Below are 15,493 nucleotides of genomic sequence, written 5' to 3'. Positions count from 1 at the left end.
CCGCTACCTCAGAACCACATCAAAGTGTTCTGGGTTGTAGTGAGTGTCACTCTGGAATCGAATCGTTTTCCCAATAAACGACTCCAGTTCAGCGACATGGTCTGATGCATCATCCAGCAAATAATCAACCACGGCTTTAGCCGCAATGACCAAATAGGAGTCGGTATCGTAGGCCCTATGTTGACGCAAGATCTCTCGAAAGATTTGATAGCACACCGTCTCAGGCGTACGAATCATGCCTCGACCTGAACAGGTCTCACAGGTTTCACACAGAACCTGCTCTAAACTCTCTCGAGTACGCTTACGCGTCATCTCAACTAGCCCCAATTCGGATACGCCGGTCACTTTGCATTTAGCGTGATCTTTATCTAGCTGTCGCTGAAGAGTTCTCAAAACTTGACGCTGGTGCTCTGGGTCTTCCATATCGATAAAATCGATAATAATAATGCCACCCAAATTACGAAGCCTCAGTTGGCGACCAATCGCTGTCGCAGCCTCCAAATTAGTTTTAAATATCGTCTCTTCCAAATTGCGATGGCCTACAAAAGCGCCGGTATTGATATCAATCGTAGTCATCGCTTCGGTTTGGTCAAAGATGAGGTAGCCACCTGACTTAAGCTCAACCTTGCGGCCCAGTGCCTTCTCAATCTCCTCTTCAACGTTAAAGAGGTCAAAAATGGGACGTTCGCCTGGGTAGTATTCCAGCTTTGATTCAATTTCAGGGACTAGTGTTCGAGCGAAACTTTGTGCACGCTGAAAGGTCTCTTTAGAATCAATTCTGATACGTTCAATCTCAGAATGAGTCATGTCTCTGAGTGCTCGCATATTGAGCGGCAGGTCCTCATAGACGGTTGCCGGCGCTTTCGCCCCTTTGACTCGGTTCTGAATACTCTCCCACAAGCGATGCAAGAAACTGATATCGGCTTTTAATTCCAACTCTGTCACACCCTCAGCGACGGTGCGCAGAATGTAGCCATACTCAGGCTCAGCTGTCTCATCGTCAGAATTGATCAACTCAGATCTGAGAATCTGCTTCAAGCGATCTCGTTCTTCTTCATCTTCAATTCGTTGAGAGACCCCAATATGAGAGGCATCGGGCATTAAGACCAGATAGCGTGATGGCAGAGATATATGGGTCGTCAGGCGGGCTCCTTTACTGCCAATAGGATCTTTAGTCACTTGTACTAGCAGTGATTCGCCTTCACGCAACACCTGAGCAATGGAAAGAGCAGCACGTTCATCCGGTGTCAGAGACTGATCAACCACTTCATCAATGTGTATAAAAGCAGCTCGCTCAAGCCCCACATCGACAAATGCAGCCTGCATGCCCGGAAGCACTCGAACCACTCGCCCTAAATAGATATTACCTAAAATCCCGCGACGCTTTGCACGCTCAACATAGATCTCTTGCGGCATGCCATTTTCAATGACTGCGACTCGAGTCTCCATCGGTGTGAAGTTAATTAGTATCTCTTCACCCAAAACCTTACTCCTTACTCAACAGACCCTTGGGTCCACGCTGAGAATCCAAATTTTTCTAAAATCTTTCCAGTTTCAGCGATCGGCAAACCCACGACTGCGCTGTAACTTCCCTTAATCTCTTTGACAAACAGTGCACCCATGCCCTGAATGCCATATCCACCCGCTTTATCCTGAGGTTCTCCGCTGAACCAATAGCGCTCCATATCTCTCTCATTGACAGGATAGAAGCTAACCTGAGTAATCACCACTTCGCTGCGAGTCTGTTGACCATCAGTAATAGCGACCGCCGTCATAACCTGATGTTGATTACCCGACAGGCGTTTAAACATAGTAAAGAAGTGGTCAGGACTTTCAGGCTTCCCTAATATCTGATTATCGATCACTACACTGGTATCGGAACCTATTACCAGAGCCCCTGGGTAGTGTTGTGCAACGGCTTTGGCTTTATTGCGTGCCAGGCGGTTTACATAATCCTCAGGTGTTTCCTCGCTAAGTGGTGTCTCATCGATATGAGCCGGATGAACTTCTGGAGAGATCCCTATCTGTTTTAATAACTCCAGTCGTCTAGGTGACTGAGAGGCCAAAACCACGTTCATTAGTTCAGATCCAAGGATCGTGCCAAGCGACGCAAAGACATAAACACGAATGGCCAGAGAAGCGCACTGGTCAAAGCCGGCACAAGAAACAGCAGTGTATCAGCAGAATTTCCCACCAGACCTTGCATCCAATAGTAGATCAATTGATTCAGCCCCACCAACAGCAGCAACACAAAGGACTGCTGAAGCATTGGAAACACTCTTAACCGACTGTGCAGTAACTGTGTAATGAAGGCAATCAGAGTCAGAGATAGAGCACCTAAACCAAGCACTGAGCCTCGCATTAAGTCCAGTAATAGCCCAATAAAAAACGCATAGACTAAGCCAACACGATTGGGGGCCCAAATAAGCCAAAAGAAAAGAACCAACAGAACGAAGTCTGGCCGGAACCACTGCAGAGAGCTCTCCAAAGGAAATTGACTCAGCGTTATTGCTAGCAGAAAAGTAGCCAGTGTGACAAAAAAGCCACCACCAGAGGCTTGATCACTCACTCTCCAACCTCTTTAGTCCATTCACCTGCTGAACCAAAAGCAGATAGCGGCTCTTATCAAGCGTTGCCGTTGGCCTTGCTCTAACCACTGCAAAGGAGCGACCAGGCTCCTGTCTAAATTCGGTTATCTCAGCGACGGGGTAACCCATTGGAAAGACGCCGCCCAACCCTGAGGTAACCAACAGGTCACCAATACGAATATCTTCAGTATTGGGGATGTGGTCCAGTTTGAGCTCAGTAGTGGATCCACTACCGAGCGCAAGGGTACGGAAACCCGTACGTAAGAGTTGAACAGGCACAGAGGATCTAGAGTCAGTCACCAACATGACTCGACTGGTGACGGGCGCAAGATCAACGACAAGACCCATGATACCGCCGGAGTCCAGTGCAGGTTGCCCAATAACAACTCCATCCTGTTCACCGCGGTTAATCAATATTTCATGCTGAAAAGGGTCAGAGCTAACGCCGATCAACTCAGCCATCTGAACCTCTTCCTCCACCTTTTGGCGAGCATTCAGCAAAGTTCTTAAACGGCGATTTTCACTGGCAAGAGTCGCGTTTTGTAGCACTTTTTGTTCTAGCAGAATGGCTTCTGTTCGCAACTCATCATTCTCTGCAATCAGTGTGGCACGACTGACCACCACATCTGAAACGCCACCTGCCATTTTGACTGGCAAATCCACCAACCACTGCAAGGGGGTAGCAACAAGGTTTAGATAGGCTTTGCCTTCACGAAATTTGTTGGAGGTAAGATCGAGCGCTACGATAGAAAGCGCTACGATTATGAGAAGAGTAAACAGCAAACGCGACGGACCACTTTTAAAGATCATGACTTTAAACCCTTCGCGTTGCCGTTATTAAAGATCAGTCACGTGACAGTAACTCAAAACCCTGTTTATCCAGTATCTCAAGTGCTTTACCGCCACCACGGGCCACACAGGTCAATGGATCTTCTGCCACAATCACAGGAAGGCCGGTCTCTTCCGTCAGAAGGCGATCAAGATTTCTTAGCAGTGCACCACCGCCTGTCAAAACAATACCGTGCTCAGCAACGTCCGCTGCCAATTCAGGTGGACACTGTTCTAGTGCTCCTTTAACAGCCTGAACGATCGACTGAAGTGGCTCTTGAAGGGCTTCAAGAATCTCATTCGAGTTGAGCGTAAACATGCGAGGAATACCCTCTGCCAGGTTACGACCACGAACATCAATCTCTAACACTTCTGGCGCAGGGTAAGCTGTACCGATCTCTTGTTTGATTCGCTCGGCTGTCGCTTCACCGATCAAGCTTCCATAATTACGACGAACGTAAGTAACAATCGCCTCGTCAAATCGGTCACCGCCGACACGAACAGATTCAGAGTAGACGATACCGCTCAACGAGATCACCGCAATCTCAGTGGTACCGCCACCGATATCGACCACCATCGAACCGGTTGCTTCATCAACTGGGAGACCAGCACCGATCGCAGCCGCCATTGGCTCTTCGATCAGGTAGACCTCTCGAGCACCTGCACCTACTGCAGACTCTTTGATTGCTCGACGCTCAACCTGAGTTGACTTACAAGGCACACAAATCAGAACACGAGGCGATGGACGAAGAAAACTGTTGTTGTGAACTTTACTGATGAAGTACTGAAGCATCTTTTCAGTCACGTGGAAATCAGCAATTACACCATCTTTCAATGGACGAATAGCGGTAATATTGCCTGGCGTTCTACCCAACATTCTTTTTGCATCGGTACCGACAGCCGCTACGGTCTTCTGGTTGCCTTGCTGGCGGATAGCCACTACAGATGGCTCATCTAGCACGATCTCACTATCTCGAAGATAGATCAGCGTATTGGCAGTTCCCAGGTCGATGGAAAGGTCGCTAGAAAAGAGACCACGAATCTTTTTAAACATTGGATTTAAAACCTTATAAGCGATGACTTTAGAAGCCAATTCATTAATCAAAGAATGTTAGCAACGACGGGGATTTTGGGCAAGGCGCAAATGTGATAGATTACGCGCCATCACAATGTTTTTACGAAACTATTTTCCACTTCTTACAGCCGCAAAATAGTTTCAATCACACCATTTAAAGAAAGAAGGTTAAGCATGTCCATCGATCGCTCCGATGTTGAACGTATTGCCCATCTTGCCCGTTTAGAGTTGAACGAGCAGGATATTCCGGCCTACACCGAAAACCTAAGCAGCATTTTAAATCTTATTGATGAGATGCAGCAGATTAATACAGACGGTGTGGAGCCATTGGCACACCCACTGGATGCAGTCCAACGCTTGCGTGCTGATGAAGTTACCGAGCTGAATCAACGAGATAAACTTCAAGCGGTTGCACCAGCTGTTGAAGAGGGGCTTTTCCTTGTCCCTAAAGTCATTGAGTAACAGGATTCGGATTAGAGATATGTTTGAAAAAACACTGAGCGAACTGGCTCAAGACCTTCGCAATGGCACTGTGAGCAGTGTTGAGCTTACCCAAGCGTTTATCGATCGCATCAACCGTTGTGACAGCGAGTACAACTCGTTCATCACCACCACCCCTGAACTGGCTCTGCAGCAAGCAAAAGCAGCTGATGAGAGTATTGCAGCGGGCACAGCGGGCACCTTCACAGGACTTCCGATCGCGCACAAAGATCTGTTTTGCACCGAGGGCGTCAAAACCAGTTGTGGCTCCAAAATGTTGGATAACTTTGAGTCCCCCTATGACGCTACCGTAGTAGCAAAGTTTAAGTCAGCGGGCGCCGTTATGTTGGGTAAAACCAATATGGATGAGTTTGCGATGGGATCAACCAACGAGAGCTCTTTCTATGGTGCTTGTAAAAACCCTTGGGATACAAGCCGTGTACCAGGAGGCTCTTCAGGTGGTTCTGCTGCTGCAATCGCAGCACGACTAACACCTGCAGCAACAGGTTCAGATACAGGTGGTTCGATTCGCCAACCGGCAGCGTTCTGTGGCATTACCGGCATCAAGCCAACTTATGGACGCGTCTCTCGTTACGGCATGGTTGCCTACGCCTCTTCGCTTGATCAGGGCGGTCCAATGGCTCGCAGTGCTGAGGATTGTGCTCTTATGCTGAACGTCATGGCGGGACAGGACTCAATGGACTCAACCTCATCGGCACAACCGACTGAGGATTACACTGCGTCGCTCAACAACTCGCTTCAAGGCCTAAAAATCGGAGTTCCGAAAGAGTTTATGAGTGCCGATTTAGACAGTGCAATGGCGGCTCAGATTGAGACAGCGATCAAACAGCTTGAATCGCTGGGCGCCACAATCAAAGAGGTTAGCCTTCCGAATACACGCATGTCGATTCCGGCTTACTACATCATTGCTCCGGCGGAGGCATCGTCAAACTTGTCACGTTTTGATGGCGTACGTTATGGCTACCGTTGCGAGAACCCACAAGATTTGGAAGACCTCTATAAACGGACTCGTGGCGAAGGCTTTGGCTCTGAAGTTAAACGCCGCATCATGGTTGGAACCTACGCACTCTGTGCCGGCTACTACGACGCCTACTACAACAAAGCTCAACAGATTCGCCGTTTAATCCAACAAGATTTCATGCGCATCTTTGAAGAGGTCGATGTCATTGTTGGGCCGACAACACCAAGCCCTGCGTTTACCATTGGTGAAAAAGTGAATGACCCTGTCGCAATGTACATGGAGGACATCTTCACACTGTCGTTAAACCTGGCTGGTCTTCCCGGTATGTCCGTACCTTGTGGACAGGTAAACGGCTTGCCTGTTGGCCTTCAGTTGATAGGGAACTACTTTGACGAAGCTCGCCTATTGAACGTAGCTCACCAATACCAACAAAATACAGAGTGGCACACCCTGTCACCGGTTACGGCATAAGGAGATCGATATGGAATGGGAAACAGTTATCGGTCTAGAGATCCACGTTCAGCTCGCGACCAATACGAAAATATTTTCAGGTGCTAGCACTGCCTTCGGTGCCGAACCCAATACACAAGCGTGCGCCGTTGATCTGGCATTGCCGGGCACACTGCCGGTATTCAACGATGGCGCACAGAAAATGGCCATCATGTTTGGCTTAGCGATTAATGCCGAAATCGGTAAACGTGCCGTTTTTGAGCGCAAAAATTACTTCTATCCAGATCTTCCCAAGGGTTACCAGACAACCCAACTAGAAGCACCTATTGTTGGCGAAGGTTACGTCGATATTGAAACGGAAGATGGCGAACGTCGTGTTCGTATTCATCACGCTCACCTAGAGGAAGATGCCGGAAAATCCTTACACGAAGATTTTCACGGCCAATCCGGTATCGACCTTAACCGAGCCGGTACACCTCTAGTCGAAATTGTCTCTGAACCCGATATGCGCACCTCTAAAGAGGCCGCTGCTTACGCTCGCAAGATCCATGCGATTGTAACCACTCTTGGCATCTGTGACGGTAACATGGCCGAGGGCTCAATGCGTTGTGACTGTAACGTCTCCATTCGCCCAAAAGGCAGTGACACCCTAGGTACTCGCACCGAGCTCAAGAACATCAACTCGTTCCGCTTCATTGAGCGCGCAATCGACACCGAGGTAGAGCGTCAAATCGACTTAATCGAAGATGGCGGCACAGTAGTACAAGAGACTCGTCTTTACGATCCAGACAAAAACGAGACTCGAAGCATGCGCTCGAAAGAGGATGCTAACGACTACCGTTACTTCCCTTGCCCAGATCTACTTCCTGTCGTGGTCGATGATGCCTATGTAGAAGCCATTCGTCTAACGCTTCCAGAACTGCCGGACGCACGAAAAGAGCGTTTCATCAGTGAACTGGCTCTGTCTGAATACGACGCAGGTGTTCTGTCAGCTTATCGCAACCAAGCGGACTACTTTGAGTCAGTGGTTGAGTGTTGTGGCGATGCCAAATTGGCTGCTAACTGGGTGATGGGAGAGTTGGCCAAAAACTTAAACGCAGCCGATCTAAGCATTGATAACAGCCCTGTTAGCGCAGAGCAGTTAGGCGGTCTTCTGGTTCGCATCAAGGACAACACCATCTCTGGCAACATTGCTAAGAAAGTCTTTGAAATCCAATGGAACGAAGGCGGTACCGCCGACGAAGTGATTGAAGCCAAAGGGTTGAAGCAAGTTACTGACACCGGTGCGATAGAGACAATGATCGACGAGGTCATTGCCAATGCGACAGCACAGGTTGAGCAATACAAAGCCGCTGAACCAGAGAAACGCGGCAAAATGTTAGGTTTCTTTATGGGCCAGGTCATGAAAGCATCCGGTGGCAAAGCCAACCCTGGTGCGGTCACCGGCATACTTAAATCTAAACTGGATGCTCTTTGCGACTAACAGGTAAACACTATGTCTGAACTACTGAATGCAATCCACGCCATTGTAGGTGATAAAGGTCTCATCACCGACGAGCGTGTTGCTCAACGACCTAATGAGAGTTGGAGTAAAGGCAGCTGTCCGGCGAAAGCGGTGATTCGACCCGCGTCGACGGAAGAGGTCTCAAAAGTGCTCGCCCTGTGTCACGAGGCAAATCAGACCATCATTCCACAAGCCGGCATGACCGGCTTAGCGGACGCGACCAAAGCGACTGAAGGGGATTTTGTTCTAAGCCTTGAGCGCATGCGTTCCATTGAGCAGTTAGATACCCAAGGTGCCACTGTGCTCGTTCAAGCCGGTGTGGTTGTTGAGGATCTTCAAAATGCAGCAGCCGAGCACGACCTCCTTTTTGCAGTAGATTGGGGTGCTCGGGGTTCAGCACAGGTTGCAGGAATGCTTGCAGCCAACGCCGGTGGCAATAAGGTTATTCGCTACGGTATGGCACGTGATCAAGTTCTCGGTCTAGAGGTGGTGCTAGCCGATGGCACCGTCCTAACCAATCTTAAAGAGACACTGAAAGATAATACCGGATACGACCTAAAACAGCTGTTTGTCGGCTCAGAAGGAACTCTAGGTATTATCACACGCGCCGTTTTGAGACTTTGGCCTTCAGCGCCAGCACGTCAAACCGCACTGGTCGGCGTCGAGAGTTTTGATAACGCACTCTTACTGCTTAACACGCTGAAACAGAAACTCGAAGGTAAGCTCTCGGCATTTGAAGCGATGTGGAACAGTTTCTATAGCTTTATGGTTAACGAAACCGGTAATCATCAAAAGTTTATTGATGACTCCCTACCCTACTACATCCTAGTAGAGTCAGAGTGTGTCGATGACACTCGCGGAAAAGAGCAGTTCATTGAGGTGCTTGGCGAACTTCTAGAACAAGAGGTCATTGTCGATGCTGTGATTGCCGAAAGTCAGCAGCAGTCAGCGGCACTCTGGGCAGTTCGAGATGACATTGAGGCGATGGTTCAAGCCTTCAGTCCTCTGATTCCTTACGATATCAGCCTACCGTTGCGTCATATGGAAGCCTACACAAACGAAGTCAAAGAGGCACTGTCAGAACAGTTCCCTGAATCGACCTGCCTGACCTTTGGGCACCTTGGCGATGGCAACATTCACTTCTGTGTAGGTCCGGTCAGCGATAAAAAAGCGATCGACACGGTAGTCTATAAGATCCTAGAGAAATACAAAGGCTCTGTTTCGGCAGAACACGGCATTGGACTGAGTAAAAAGCCCTATATCCAGCTAAGCCGAAGTGAAGCTGAACTCGCCGTCATGCGCAGTATTAAAGCCGCTCTGGATCCTAAAGGGATTCTAAACCCTGGGAAGATTATTGGCTGATGAGCTCGATAGACTCTCTTCAGGAACCGATTCCACCAGGGGATTACGACTGCTGCGAAAGTGGTTGTGAACCCTGCGTTTGGGATATCTACTATGCAGATAGAGCCGCATGGCAAAAGCAGCAGGCAGCACAAAAATCAGCAGAGACTAAGGAAGATCAATCAACTGAAGGCGATTGATCTTCTCTCCTTCTCGTTGCTCAAATGAGTACAGAAGGTTATTTAATTCAGGAATTAAGCCGACCTTTTCAATTTTATCACCATCGACCCTTTGCCAAGTTTCCAGAACCAAATCCTTATCACGGCTCTTAATTAAAGAGTCCTCACCTTTAACAAAAACAACCTCCGAAACCCCTTTCGACTTCACAAGAGGTATCTTCAGCGTTTCAATAGATTCACCGCAACTAGTCGCTGCTTGAAGCTGAAGGATGAAGGTCAAAGGATCCTGAAAACCCTGCGGAAGCTCCAACTGAGACGTCTTACCTTTTCTATTCACTTCAGCCGTTGCGCCATTGAACTGAATGGTCGTTTTACGCGCCCCAAGCCCTTGCTGTTCAAAGAGGTAATTAATCGGAACGATGCCTTGCTCATCAACAATAAAATGGCTCTCCTCCTCTAGCGAAGCCAGTAGAACAGAGACAGACTGAAGCAATGTGAACTGACCTGAATCTGATTGAGAGATCGCTCGAGCCCCTTTCGCCCGAATACCATCAATTTCAACACGATACTCAAGAGTCTCGCCGACTCTGGATGCAAAATAATTCTGCATACATTGAGTGTCTGCCGACGCCAAAGAGCTGAGGAACAAAAAAAGTAGAGGATAGATTTTCATAAGATTTATTCTAACCCACTTAACTGAGTAGAAAATGAATACGCATACCATTCTGGGCATTCACAGCTCCTTTCCTTCCGTGGAATCGCTGCATACCGTCCGTCCTGGACATTCACAGCTCATTTCCATCCATGGAATCGCTGTATACCGTCCGTCCTGGACATAAAAAAGGGTAGCTTGAGCTACCCTTGTGTTAGACGTCTTATTCATCACTCACGGATGATTGAAACATCCTCAGCTTGAAGACCTTTATCGCTGTCGTGCACATTAAAACGAACACGTTGGCCTTCGTTTAATGAACGGTGTCCACGGCCACGAATGTTACGGAAATGAACGAAAACATCATCTCCATTGGCACGAGTAATAAAACCGAAACCTTTAGAAACATTGAACCACTTAACAGTACCGACTTCACGACCATCATCGATGTCATCCTCTTCATCCGCACCGTTTACACGACGTGAAGATTGAGATGCTGATGCGGAGCCAGAGCTAGCCACAAGAGTACTGATGAAAACAGCCACAAACGAAACGGCAAGCACTGGTAAGTAGTGCGATTCCGCTTTAAAGAAGTGACCAGCAGCTGCGATAACACAGGCTGCAATTACGCTGATAATGATATTTTTAATCACTGATTAACCACCCATTGGAAATATTTCTTTGTATTTTTTGGAACAAACAAATTACTCTGTACGACATTAAAAAACCCGCACAGAAAGTGAGATATAACGTATTAGTTATATTTTTTCAACAACTTAGGGGTTTACGGCGGATAAATTAACCCAAAGAGTAAGAAGAACACGAAATTATGAGTGAATCGAACAGTCGTTTAGATGATCTGGAGAGTCGAATAGCGTTTCAAGAGGAAGCGATCGATCAACTGAGTGAAATCACCATTCGCCAAGCGAAAGAGCTGGATGAACTGCGACGCATGATTATGATTCTGAACGACCGTGTTAAGAACGCTGATAATAGTGGCTTTTCACCAGCGGCGGATGTGCCACCACCACACTATTAATCGACTCATTTAGCGGTTAACAAACTAACTGCCTAACTTGCGTCTCGCATAGATATCAAAACGCCCAGACTTACCCTCTAATGCATAGCTAGGCTTCGGTCCTTCAATAATAGGCGCCTTTCTTGGTCGCTTCACAACAACCCTTGCTGGGTCATGTTGCAAAGCGGCGTCTAGCAACTCTGCACTGTCCTGATCGGCACCCACAAGCGAGCGAAAGGCTAGCATCTCTTTTTTCACCTGAGCCGACTTATCCGTGTGAGGGAACATCGGATCGAGATAGATCACGTCGTACTGATTAGAGGTCGTTTGAAGGAACTCAACCGCTTGGAGGTGACTTAATGAGAGTCTGGCCAGAATCTCCTGCAACTCTGGATCGGATGAGAACTGAGCTCTGTGCAACCCATCTCTCAACAACGCATGAACTACTGGCACCCGCTCCACCATATCCACACGACAACCTAAGGTCGCCAGCACAAAACTATCACGACCCAGCCCAGCGGTCAGATCGGCTATGTAAGGGGTAAATGCAGAGGATACGCCACAAGCCTTAGCAATCTGTTGCCCTTTACCGCCACCAAAACGACGACGATGAGCCACCGCACCCGATTCAAAGTCTACTCGAATAGGACCGGGCGCTTTAGGGCCAAGCTGGACCAGCGACAGACCATCAAATCCCACCTGAAGTAGATAGTCGAACTCAGAACCTGATTGACCACTTTTTACCAAGGGAAGATTTAAGCCATTGCTAAGCTTTTCGGCTTCCGGAAGCAGTTCATGAGACTCAACGGAAAGACCAATCATCAGCGAGTCAAAGCCCAAACTGCGATCAAAGTAACACCTAGAATCAAACGATAGATTACAAAAGGACGCATGCCGATTTGATCAAGCAGCTTCAGAAACAGATGAATACACGCCCAAGCGCTGAGGGCCGCTACGAGTGCACCAACACCAATCATCTGCCAATGCGCGTCTGCGCCGATATCGATAAGCTCTTTACCCTTCAATAACCCTGCCCCCAGAATAACTGGGATTGAGAGCAAGAATGAGAAACGGGCGGCACTTTGACGATCAAATCCCAACATAAGCGCTGCTGTAATGGTGATACCCGATCGAGAGGTTCCAGGAATGAGAGCGATGGCCTGAGCTACACCAATCACAATAGCATCCTTAAAGCCGAGCTCTTTCATAATACGCGTCGCCTTATTGGTAGCGTCTGCCCAACCGAGTGCAAGGCCAAATAGAATGGTGGTGCCAGCAATAACCAAAATGGATCGACCATAGGTATCAATCCAGTCGCCCAACAGCAGGCCTGCTATGACAGCTGGGATCGTCGCAAATGCTACAAACCAACCAAGTTTCCCATCATCCGAGGTTCTACCAGCCAGAGTTAATGTTGACGCTGCCACAATCGACACCACTTCGCGCCGAAAATAGATGATGACAGCCGTCAGCGTGCCAACATGAACACCAACATCAAATGCTAATCCCTGATCACTCCAACCAAACAGCTGGGAGGGTAGAATCAAATGTGCAGAACTTGAGATCGGTAGGAATTCAGTTAACCCCTGTATCAGGGCCAATATCAGAGTATGTATCCAATCACTGAGCGTCACTGCTCACTCCTTTTTTTCCAAGTGCCCTCTCGAACATAAACGGGTAAAGCCTCTTCAGGCGGCACTTGATCACCCCTTTCTAGAGCTGACACTGCCATATTGAGCATACTCTCAGCCTGAGGGTACTGATCAGACAACACCCTACCCAAACCGTTTTGAACTAATGAATTCAACTGATCCAAGTAGTTAAGGCCTGGGCCAATTGCTACGCATTGAGAAACCTTTTCAGGCAGAACAACGGCTGAGGGTGCCGTCACCTGCTCCTCAGTCAAAGCAAAGATTGTGCCATTTTCCACCTTATAGACTGCCCAATAGACCTCATCCATTCGGGCATCCAAAGTCGATAGAATAAAGCCAGCCTCTGGGCATAATGCAAGCGCCTGATAAGCCAAGGTCTCAAGGGTCGATAGAGGGATCACAGGAGTATCAAAGGCGACTGCTAGCCCCTGTGTTGCTCCTGTTGCTATACGAATGCCGGCAAATGACCCTGGCCCGCGCCCAAAAGCGATCGCATCAAGCTCTTTTACCGATAGCTTGGCCTCTTCAAGAACACTTTCAACCATCGGCAACAGCAGTTGGGTATGCCCTCTGGGTACCACTTCAAACCGACAAATGCGCTGTTCGCCGTTTAGTAAGGCGACTGAACAGGCATCAGTTGAAGTATCTAGTGCTAGAACCTTCGTCATAATATTACTCTTAAATTAAATCTGAGCCCCAGGATGGCATGATCGATTGATCATAACCGAGCTGACTCAACACCCTTGCGACCACAAAATCGATCATATCTTCGACCGTGGTGGGTTTATGATAGAAACCTGGTGACGCCGGCAGTATGACCGCCCCCATGCGGGTCAACTTCAACATATTCTCAAGATGTATCTCAGAATAGGGAGCCTCTCGCGGCACCAAAATAAGTGATCGACGCTCTTTTAGGGCAACATCCGCAGCACGCTCAATCAGATTATTACTGGCCCCAGTCGCAATGGCTGACAGTGTTCCTGTTGAACAGGGACAGACCACCATCTGACTGGGAGCGCCTGAGCCTGAAGCGACAGGAGCAAACCACTGCTCTTTACCAAAGACTTTAATCTGCTCCGCTTTAGCACCCGTGAAATCAGTAAAAAACTGCTGCTGAGCATCAGGAGTCCCTGGCAAGCTGTGCTCTGTTTCAGCCGCGACAACAACTTGAGCCGCTTTGGAGACCATCACAAAGAGTTGAACGTTCTGCTGAACCAAGCAGTGCATCAAACGCAGTGCGTACTGAACCCCCGAAGCTCCGGTAATGGCTAGGGTTACTCTTGAGTCAAAATCTGCCACGGTTCACCTCAATGTGTCGTCGAAATAAGGAGTTGTTTAATTCGCTCGTGAATGCCTTCGAATCCACCGTTCGACATCACTACGATATGACTGTTGTGTTGTAGCTCTGATTCGAGAGACTCAAGCAGAAGATCAATGCTATTAAATACAGCCTGCCCGTCAAAGCCAGCAATCTGATTCTCTAAAGACCACCCCTGAGAATCCGGTTGATACCAAAAAACAGTATCAGCTTGCGCGGCGGATTCAGCTAACTGGCTCTTAAATACGCCTTGTTTCATGGTATTAGACCTTGGCTCGATGATGGCAATCAACTTCTCATCGTGCACTTTCGCTCTCATACCTTGCAAGGTCGTCGCAATAGCCGTCGGATGGTGAGCAAAATCATCATACAGAGAGACCCCTGAGAACTGACCTAACAGCTCCATGCGGCGCTTCACGCTTTTGAATTGGCTTAATGCCTCCGCACTCACTTCGGGGGTAATGCCAACGTGTCTTGCTGCCAACAGAGCATGCAGTGCATTGCGTTGATTGTGCTCACCGGTCAATTCCCAATCAACCCAGACAGGGGCCGTCTCTTTGACGCAAATTTGAAAACGCTGACCACCAGACTCTTGCTCACCGATTGCAGCACCAGAGTGACCAGGATTCATTGAAGTTGACTCTAACTCACTCCAACACCCCTGCTCTATCACCTGCTCGACTGCCGGAATATCCGAGGGGTAGATCACTCGCCCAGTAGCAGGCACCAAACGCATGAGGTGATGAAACTGCCTCTGAATCGCTGCAAGATCATCAAAGATATCTGCATGATCAAACTCTAAGTTATTAATCACCAGTGTTCTTGGGTTGTAGTGGACAAATTTAGATCGCTTATCAAAAAAAGCGGTATCGTACTCATCTGCCTCGATAACAAAAAAGTCGGTCTCTCCCAAACGAGCTGAGCAGTCAAAATCGAGCGGAACGCCACCAATCAAAAAACCAGGCTTCAACCCAGCGTACTCCAGAATCCATGCCAACATGGTCGCTGTGGTGGTTTTACCGTGAGTACCTGAAACAGCCAATACCCAACGATCCTTGAGCAAGTGATCATGTAACCACTGTGGTCCCGATGTGTGGTGAATCCCTCTCTCAAGCACCGCCTCAACACAAGGATTGCCGCGCGACATCGCGTTACCGACTATCACTAGATCGGGATTGGAGTCCAATTGAGTGGGATCGTAGCCTTGAATAATCTCAATGCCTAAGGTTTCAAGTTGCGTACTCATTGGCGGATAGACGTTCTGATCCGAACCGCTGACACGATAACCTAGCTCTTTGGCCAAAATCGCTAAAGAGCCCATAAAGGTGCCACAAATACCAAGAAAATGAAGATGCAAACCGGTGGTATCCCACAAAAAATTATAAAGATGGGCTTTAATTAACCGAAAAACCCATTTCGCACATGC

The 15,493-nt window shown here is 48.3% G+C and carries 18 protein-coding genes; 6 read left to right on the top strand and 12 right to left on the bottom strand.

The window, feature by feature from the left end:
* Positions 1-3: 3 nt before the first annotated feature.
* From rng to XMG48_RS02655, 5 genes are read right to left on the bottom strand one after another with little or no spacing between them, the layout of a single operon-like run.
* Positions 4-1,482, bottom strand: a complete 1,479-nt coding sequence (gene rng / locus XMG48_RS02675) for a ribonuclease G (RefSeq protein ID WP_173480507.1) — start codon at positions 1,480-1,482, stop codon at positions 4-6.
* 11 nt (positions 1,483-1,493) lie between these two features.
* Positions 1,494-2,078, bottom strand: coding sequence for a nucleoside triphosphate pyrophosphatase (locus XMG48_RS02670; RefSeq protein ID WP_173480506.1), 585 nt, complete (start codon positions 2,076-2,078; stop codon positions 1,494-1,496).
* On the bottom strand, positions 2,078-2,569 hold the full coding sequence (gene mreD, locus XMG48_RS02665) for a rod shape-determining protein MreD (RefSeq protein WP_173480505.1): 492 nt from the start codon (positions 2,567-2,569) through the stop codon (positions 2,078-2,080). Before mreD ends, XMG48_RS02670 begins: the two co-directional genes overlap by 1 nt.
* Positions 2,562-3,398, bottom strand: coding sequence for a rod shape-determining protein MreC (gene mreC / locus XMG48_RS02660; protein ID WP_173480504.1), 837 nt, complete (start codon positions 3,396-3,398; stop codon positions 2,562-2,564). The genes mreD and mreC overlap by 8 nt, the downstream gene beginning before the upstream one ends.
* 34 nt (positions 3,399-3,432) lie before the next feature.
* A complete protein-coding gene (locus XMG48_RS02655) occupies positions 3,433-4,470 on the bottom strand; it encodes a rod shape-determining protein (RefSeq protein ID WP_173480503.1) in 1,038 nt (345 codons plus the stop codon).
* 195 nt (positions 4,471-4,665) lie between these two features.
* Between XMG48_RS02655 and gatC the strand changes: the two genes are divergently transcribed.
* The 5 genes from gatC to XMG48_RS02630 are packed head-to-tail and all read left to right on the top strand — an operon-like array spanning position 4,666 to position 9,448.
* Positions 4,666-4,953, top strand: coding sequence for an Asp-tRNA(Asn)/Glu-tRNA(Gln) amidotransferase subunit GatC (gene gatC, locus XMG48_RS02650; RefSeq protein ID WP_173480502.1), 288 nt, complete (start codon positions 4,666-4,668; stop codon positions 4,951-4,953).
* A 19-nt stretch (positions 4,954-4,972) separates the two neighbouring features.
* Positions 4,973-6,424 (top strand): Asp-tRNA(Asn)/Glu-tRNA(Gln) amidotransferase subunit GatA, encoded by a 1,452-nt coding sequence (gatA, locus tag XMG48_RS02645; RefSeq protein ID WP_173480501.1) that lies wholly within the window; start codon positions 4,973-4,975, stop codon positions 6,422-6,424.
* 10 nt (positions 6,425-6,434) lie between these two features.
* The gene (gene gatB, locus XMG48_RS02640; protein WP_173480500.1) at positions 6,435-7,886 is read left to right on the top strand and encodes an Asp-tRNA(Asn)/Glu-tRNA(Gln) amidotransferase subunit GatB; all 1,452 of its coding nucleotides are present in this window, start codon (positions 6,435-6,437) and stop codon (positions 7,884-7,886) included.
* Positions 7,887-7,898: 12 nt separating this feature from the next.
* Positions 7,899-9,269 (top strand): FAD-binding oxidoreductase, encoded by a 1,371-nt coding sequence (locus XMG48_RS02635; protein ID WP_173480499.1) that lies wholly within the window; start codon positions 7,899-7,901, stop codon positions 9,267-9,269.
* The gene (locus XMG48_RS02630) at positions 9,269-9,448 is read left to right on the top strand and encodes an oxidoreductase-like domain-containing protein (protein ID WP_173480498.1); all 180 of its coding nucleotides are present in this window, start codon (positions 9,269-9,271) and stop codon (positions 9,446-9,448) included. Before XMG48_RS02635 ends, XMG48_RS02630 begins: the two co-directional genes overlap by 1 nt.
* Here XMG48_RS02630 and XMG48_RS02625 read toward each other — a convergent pair.
* Together XMG48_RS02625 and XMG48_RS12125 are read right to left on the bottom strand one after the other, a co-directional pair.
* Positions 9,417-10,100 (bottom strand): DUF3108 domain-containing protein, encoded by a 684-nt coding sequence (locus XMG48_RS02625; protein ID WP_256368148.1) that lies wholly within the window; start codon positions 10,098-10,100, stop codon positions 9,417-9,419. The genes XMG48_RS02630 and XMG48_RS02625 overlap by 32 nt on opposite strands.
* Positions 10,101-10,309: 209 nt before the next feature.
* Complete coding sequence (locus XMG48_RS12125; RefSeq protein ID WP_371731415.1) at positions 10,310-10,732, bottom strand: cold-shock protein; 423 nt, start codon at positions 10,730-10,732, stop codon at positions 10,310-10,312.
* A gap of 176 nt (positions 10,733-10,908) precedes the next feature.
* Between XMG48_RS12125 and XMG48_RS02615 the strand changes: the two genes are divergently transcribed.
* Positions 10,909-11,118 carry a SlyX family protein gene (locus XMG48_RS02615; RefSeq protein WP_173480496.1) on the top strand — a complete coding sequence of 70 codons (210 nt, stop codon included), beginning with the start codon at positions 10,909-10,911 and terminating at the stop codon, positions 11,116-11,118.
* Positions 11,119-11,142: 24 nt separating this feature from the next.
* Here the strand turns inward: XMG48_RS02615 and XMG48_RS02610 are convergent, their stop codons facing one another.
* Genes XMG48_RS02610 through mpl form a run of 5 tightly spaced genes read right to left on the bottom strand, consistent with a single transcriptional unit; the run spans position 11,143 to position 15,424 of the window.
* Positions 11,143-11,919, bottom strand: coding sequence for a class I SAM-dependent methyltransferase (locus XMG48_RS02610; RefSeq protein ID WP_173480495.1), 777 nt, complete (start codon positions 11,917-11,919; stop codon positions 11,143-11,145).
* Positions 11,919-12,731 carry an undecaprenyl-diphosphate phosphatase gene (locus tag XMG48_RS02605; protein WP_173480494.1) on the bottom strand — a complete coding sequence of 271 codons (813 nt, stop codon included), beginning with the start codon at positions 12,729-12,731 and terminating at the stop codon, positions 11,919-11,921. Before XMG48_RS02605 ends, XMG48_RS02610 begins: the two co-directional genes overlap by 1 nt.
* A complete protein-coding gene (gene tsaB / locus XMG48_RS02600; RefSeq protein WP_173480493.1) occupies positions 12,728-13,417 on the bottom strand; it encodes a tRNA (adenosine(37)-N6)-threonylcarbamoyltransferase complex dimerization subunit type 1 TsaB in 690 nt (229 codons plus the stop codon). The genes XMG48_RS02605 and tsaB overlap by 4 nt, the downstream gene beginning before the upstream one ends.
* Before the next feature lie 10 nt (positions 13,418-13,427).
* Entirely contained in the window at positions 13,428-14,048 is a 621-nt protein-coding gene (locus tag XMG48_RS02595; RefSeq protein WP_173480492.1) for a flavin prenyltransferase UbiX, read from the bottom strand.
* 8 nt (positions 14,049-14,056) lie between these two features.
* Positions 14,057-15,424 (bottom strand): UDP-N-acetylmuramate:L-alanyl-gamma-D-glutamyl-meso-diaminopimelate ligase, encoded by a 1,368-nt coding sequence (mpl, locus tag XMG48_RS02590; protein WP_173480491.1) that lies wholly within the window; start codon positions 15,422-15,424, stop codon positions 14,057-14,059.
* Positions 15,425-15,493 lie beyond the last annotated feature (69 nt).

The sequence above is a fragment of the Marinobacterium sp. xm-g-48 genome (genome assembly GCF_013282925.1).
Lineage (GTDB): Bacteria > Pseudomonadota > Gammaproteobacteria > Pseudomonadales > Balneatricaceae > Marinobacterium_E.
The sequence above is the reverse complement of the archived record's forward strand: the minus strand, read 5'-3'. Positions and strand labels throughout refer to the sequence as shown.

What these genes read in the sequence shown, in the direction of transcription:
- XMG48_RS02670 (WP_173480506.1), bottom strand. Translation starts at nt 2,078, where the DNA reads ATGAACGTGGTTTTGGCCTCTCAGTCACCTAGACGACTGGAGTTATTA.
- mreC (WP_173480504.1), bottom strand. Translation starts at nt 3,398, where the DNA reads ATGATCTTTAAAAGTGGTCCGTCGCGTTTGCTGTTTACTCTTCTCATA.
- XMG48_RS02655 (WP_173480503.1), bottom strand. Translation starts at nt 4,470, where the DNA reads ATGTTTAAAAAGATTCGTGGTCTCTTTTCTAGCGACCTTTCCATCGAC.
- gatC (WP_173480502.1), top strand. Translation starts at nt 4,666, where the DNA reads ATGTCCATCGATCGCTCCGATGTTGAACGTATTGCCCATCTTGCCCGT.
- gatA (WP_173480501.1), top strand. Translation starts at nt 4,973, where the DNA reads ATGTTTGAAAAAACACTGAGCGAACTGGCTCAAGACCTTCGCAATGGC.
- gatB (WP_173480500.1), top strand. Translation starts at nt 6,435, where the DNA reads ATGGAATGGGAAACAGTTATCGGTCTAGAGATCCACGTTCAGCTCGCG.
- XMG48_RS02635 (WP_173480499.1), top strand. Translation starts at nt 7,899, where the DNA reads ATGTCTGAACTACTGAATGCAATCCACGCCATTGTAGGTGATAAAGGT.
- XMG48_RS02630 (WP_173480498.1), top strand. Translation starts at nt 9,269, where the DNA reads ATGAGCTCGATAGACTCTCTTCAGGAACCGATTCCACCAGGGGATTAC.
- XMG48_RS02625 (WP_256368148.1), bottom strand. Translation starts at nt 10,100, where the DNA reads ATGAAAATCTATCCTCTACTTTTTTTGTTCCTCAGCTCTTTGGCGTCG.
- XMG48_RS02615 (WP_173480496.1), top strand. Translation starts at nt 10,909, where the DNA reads ATGAGTGAATCGAACAGTCGTTTAGATGATCTGGAGAGTCGAATAGCG.
- XMG48_RS02610 (WP_173480495.1), bottom strand. Translation starts at nt 11,919, where the DNA reads ATGATTGGTCTTTCCGTTGAGTCTCATGAACTGCTTCCGGAAGCCGAA.
- tsaB (WP_173480493.1), bottom strand. Translation starts at nt 13,417, where the DNA reads ATGACGAAGGTTCTAGCACTAGATACTTCAACTGATGCCTGTTCAGTC.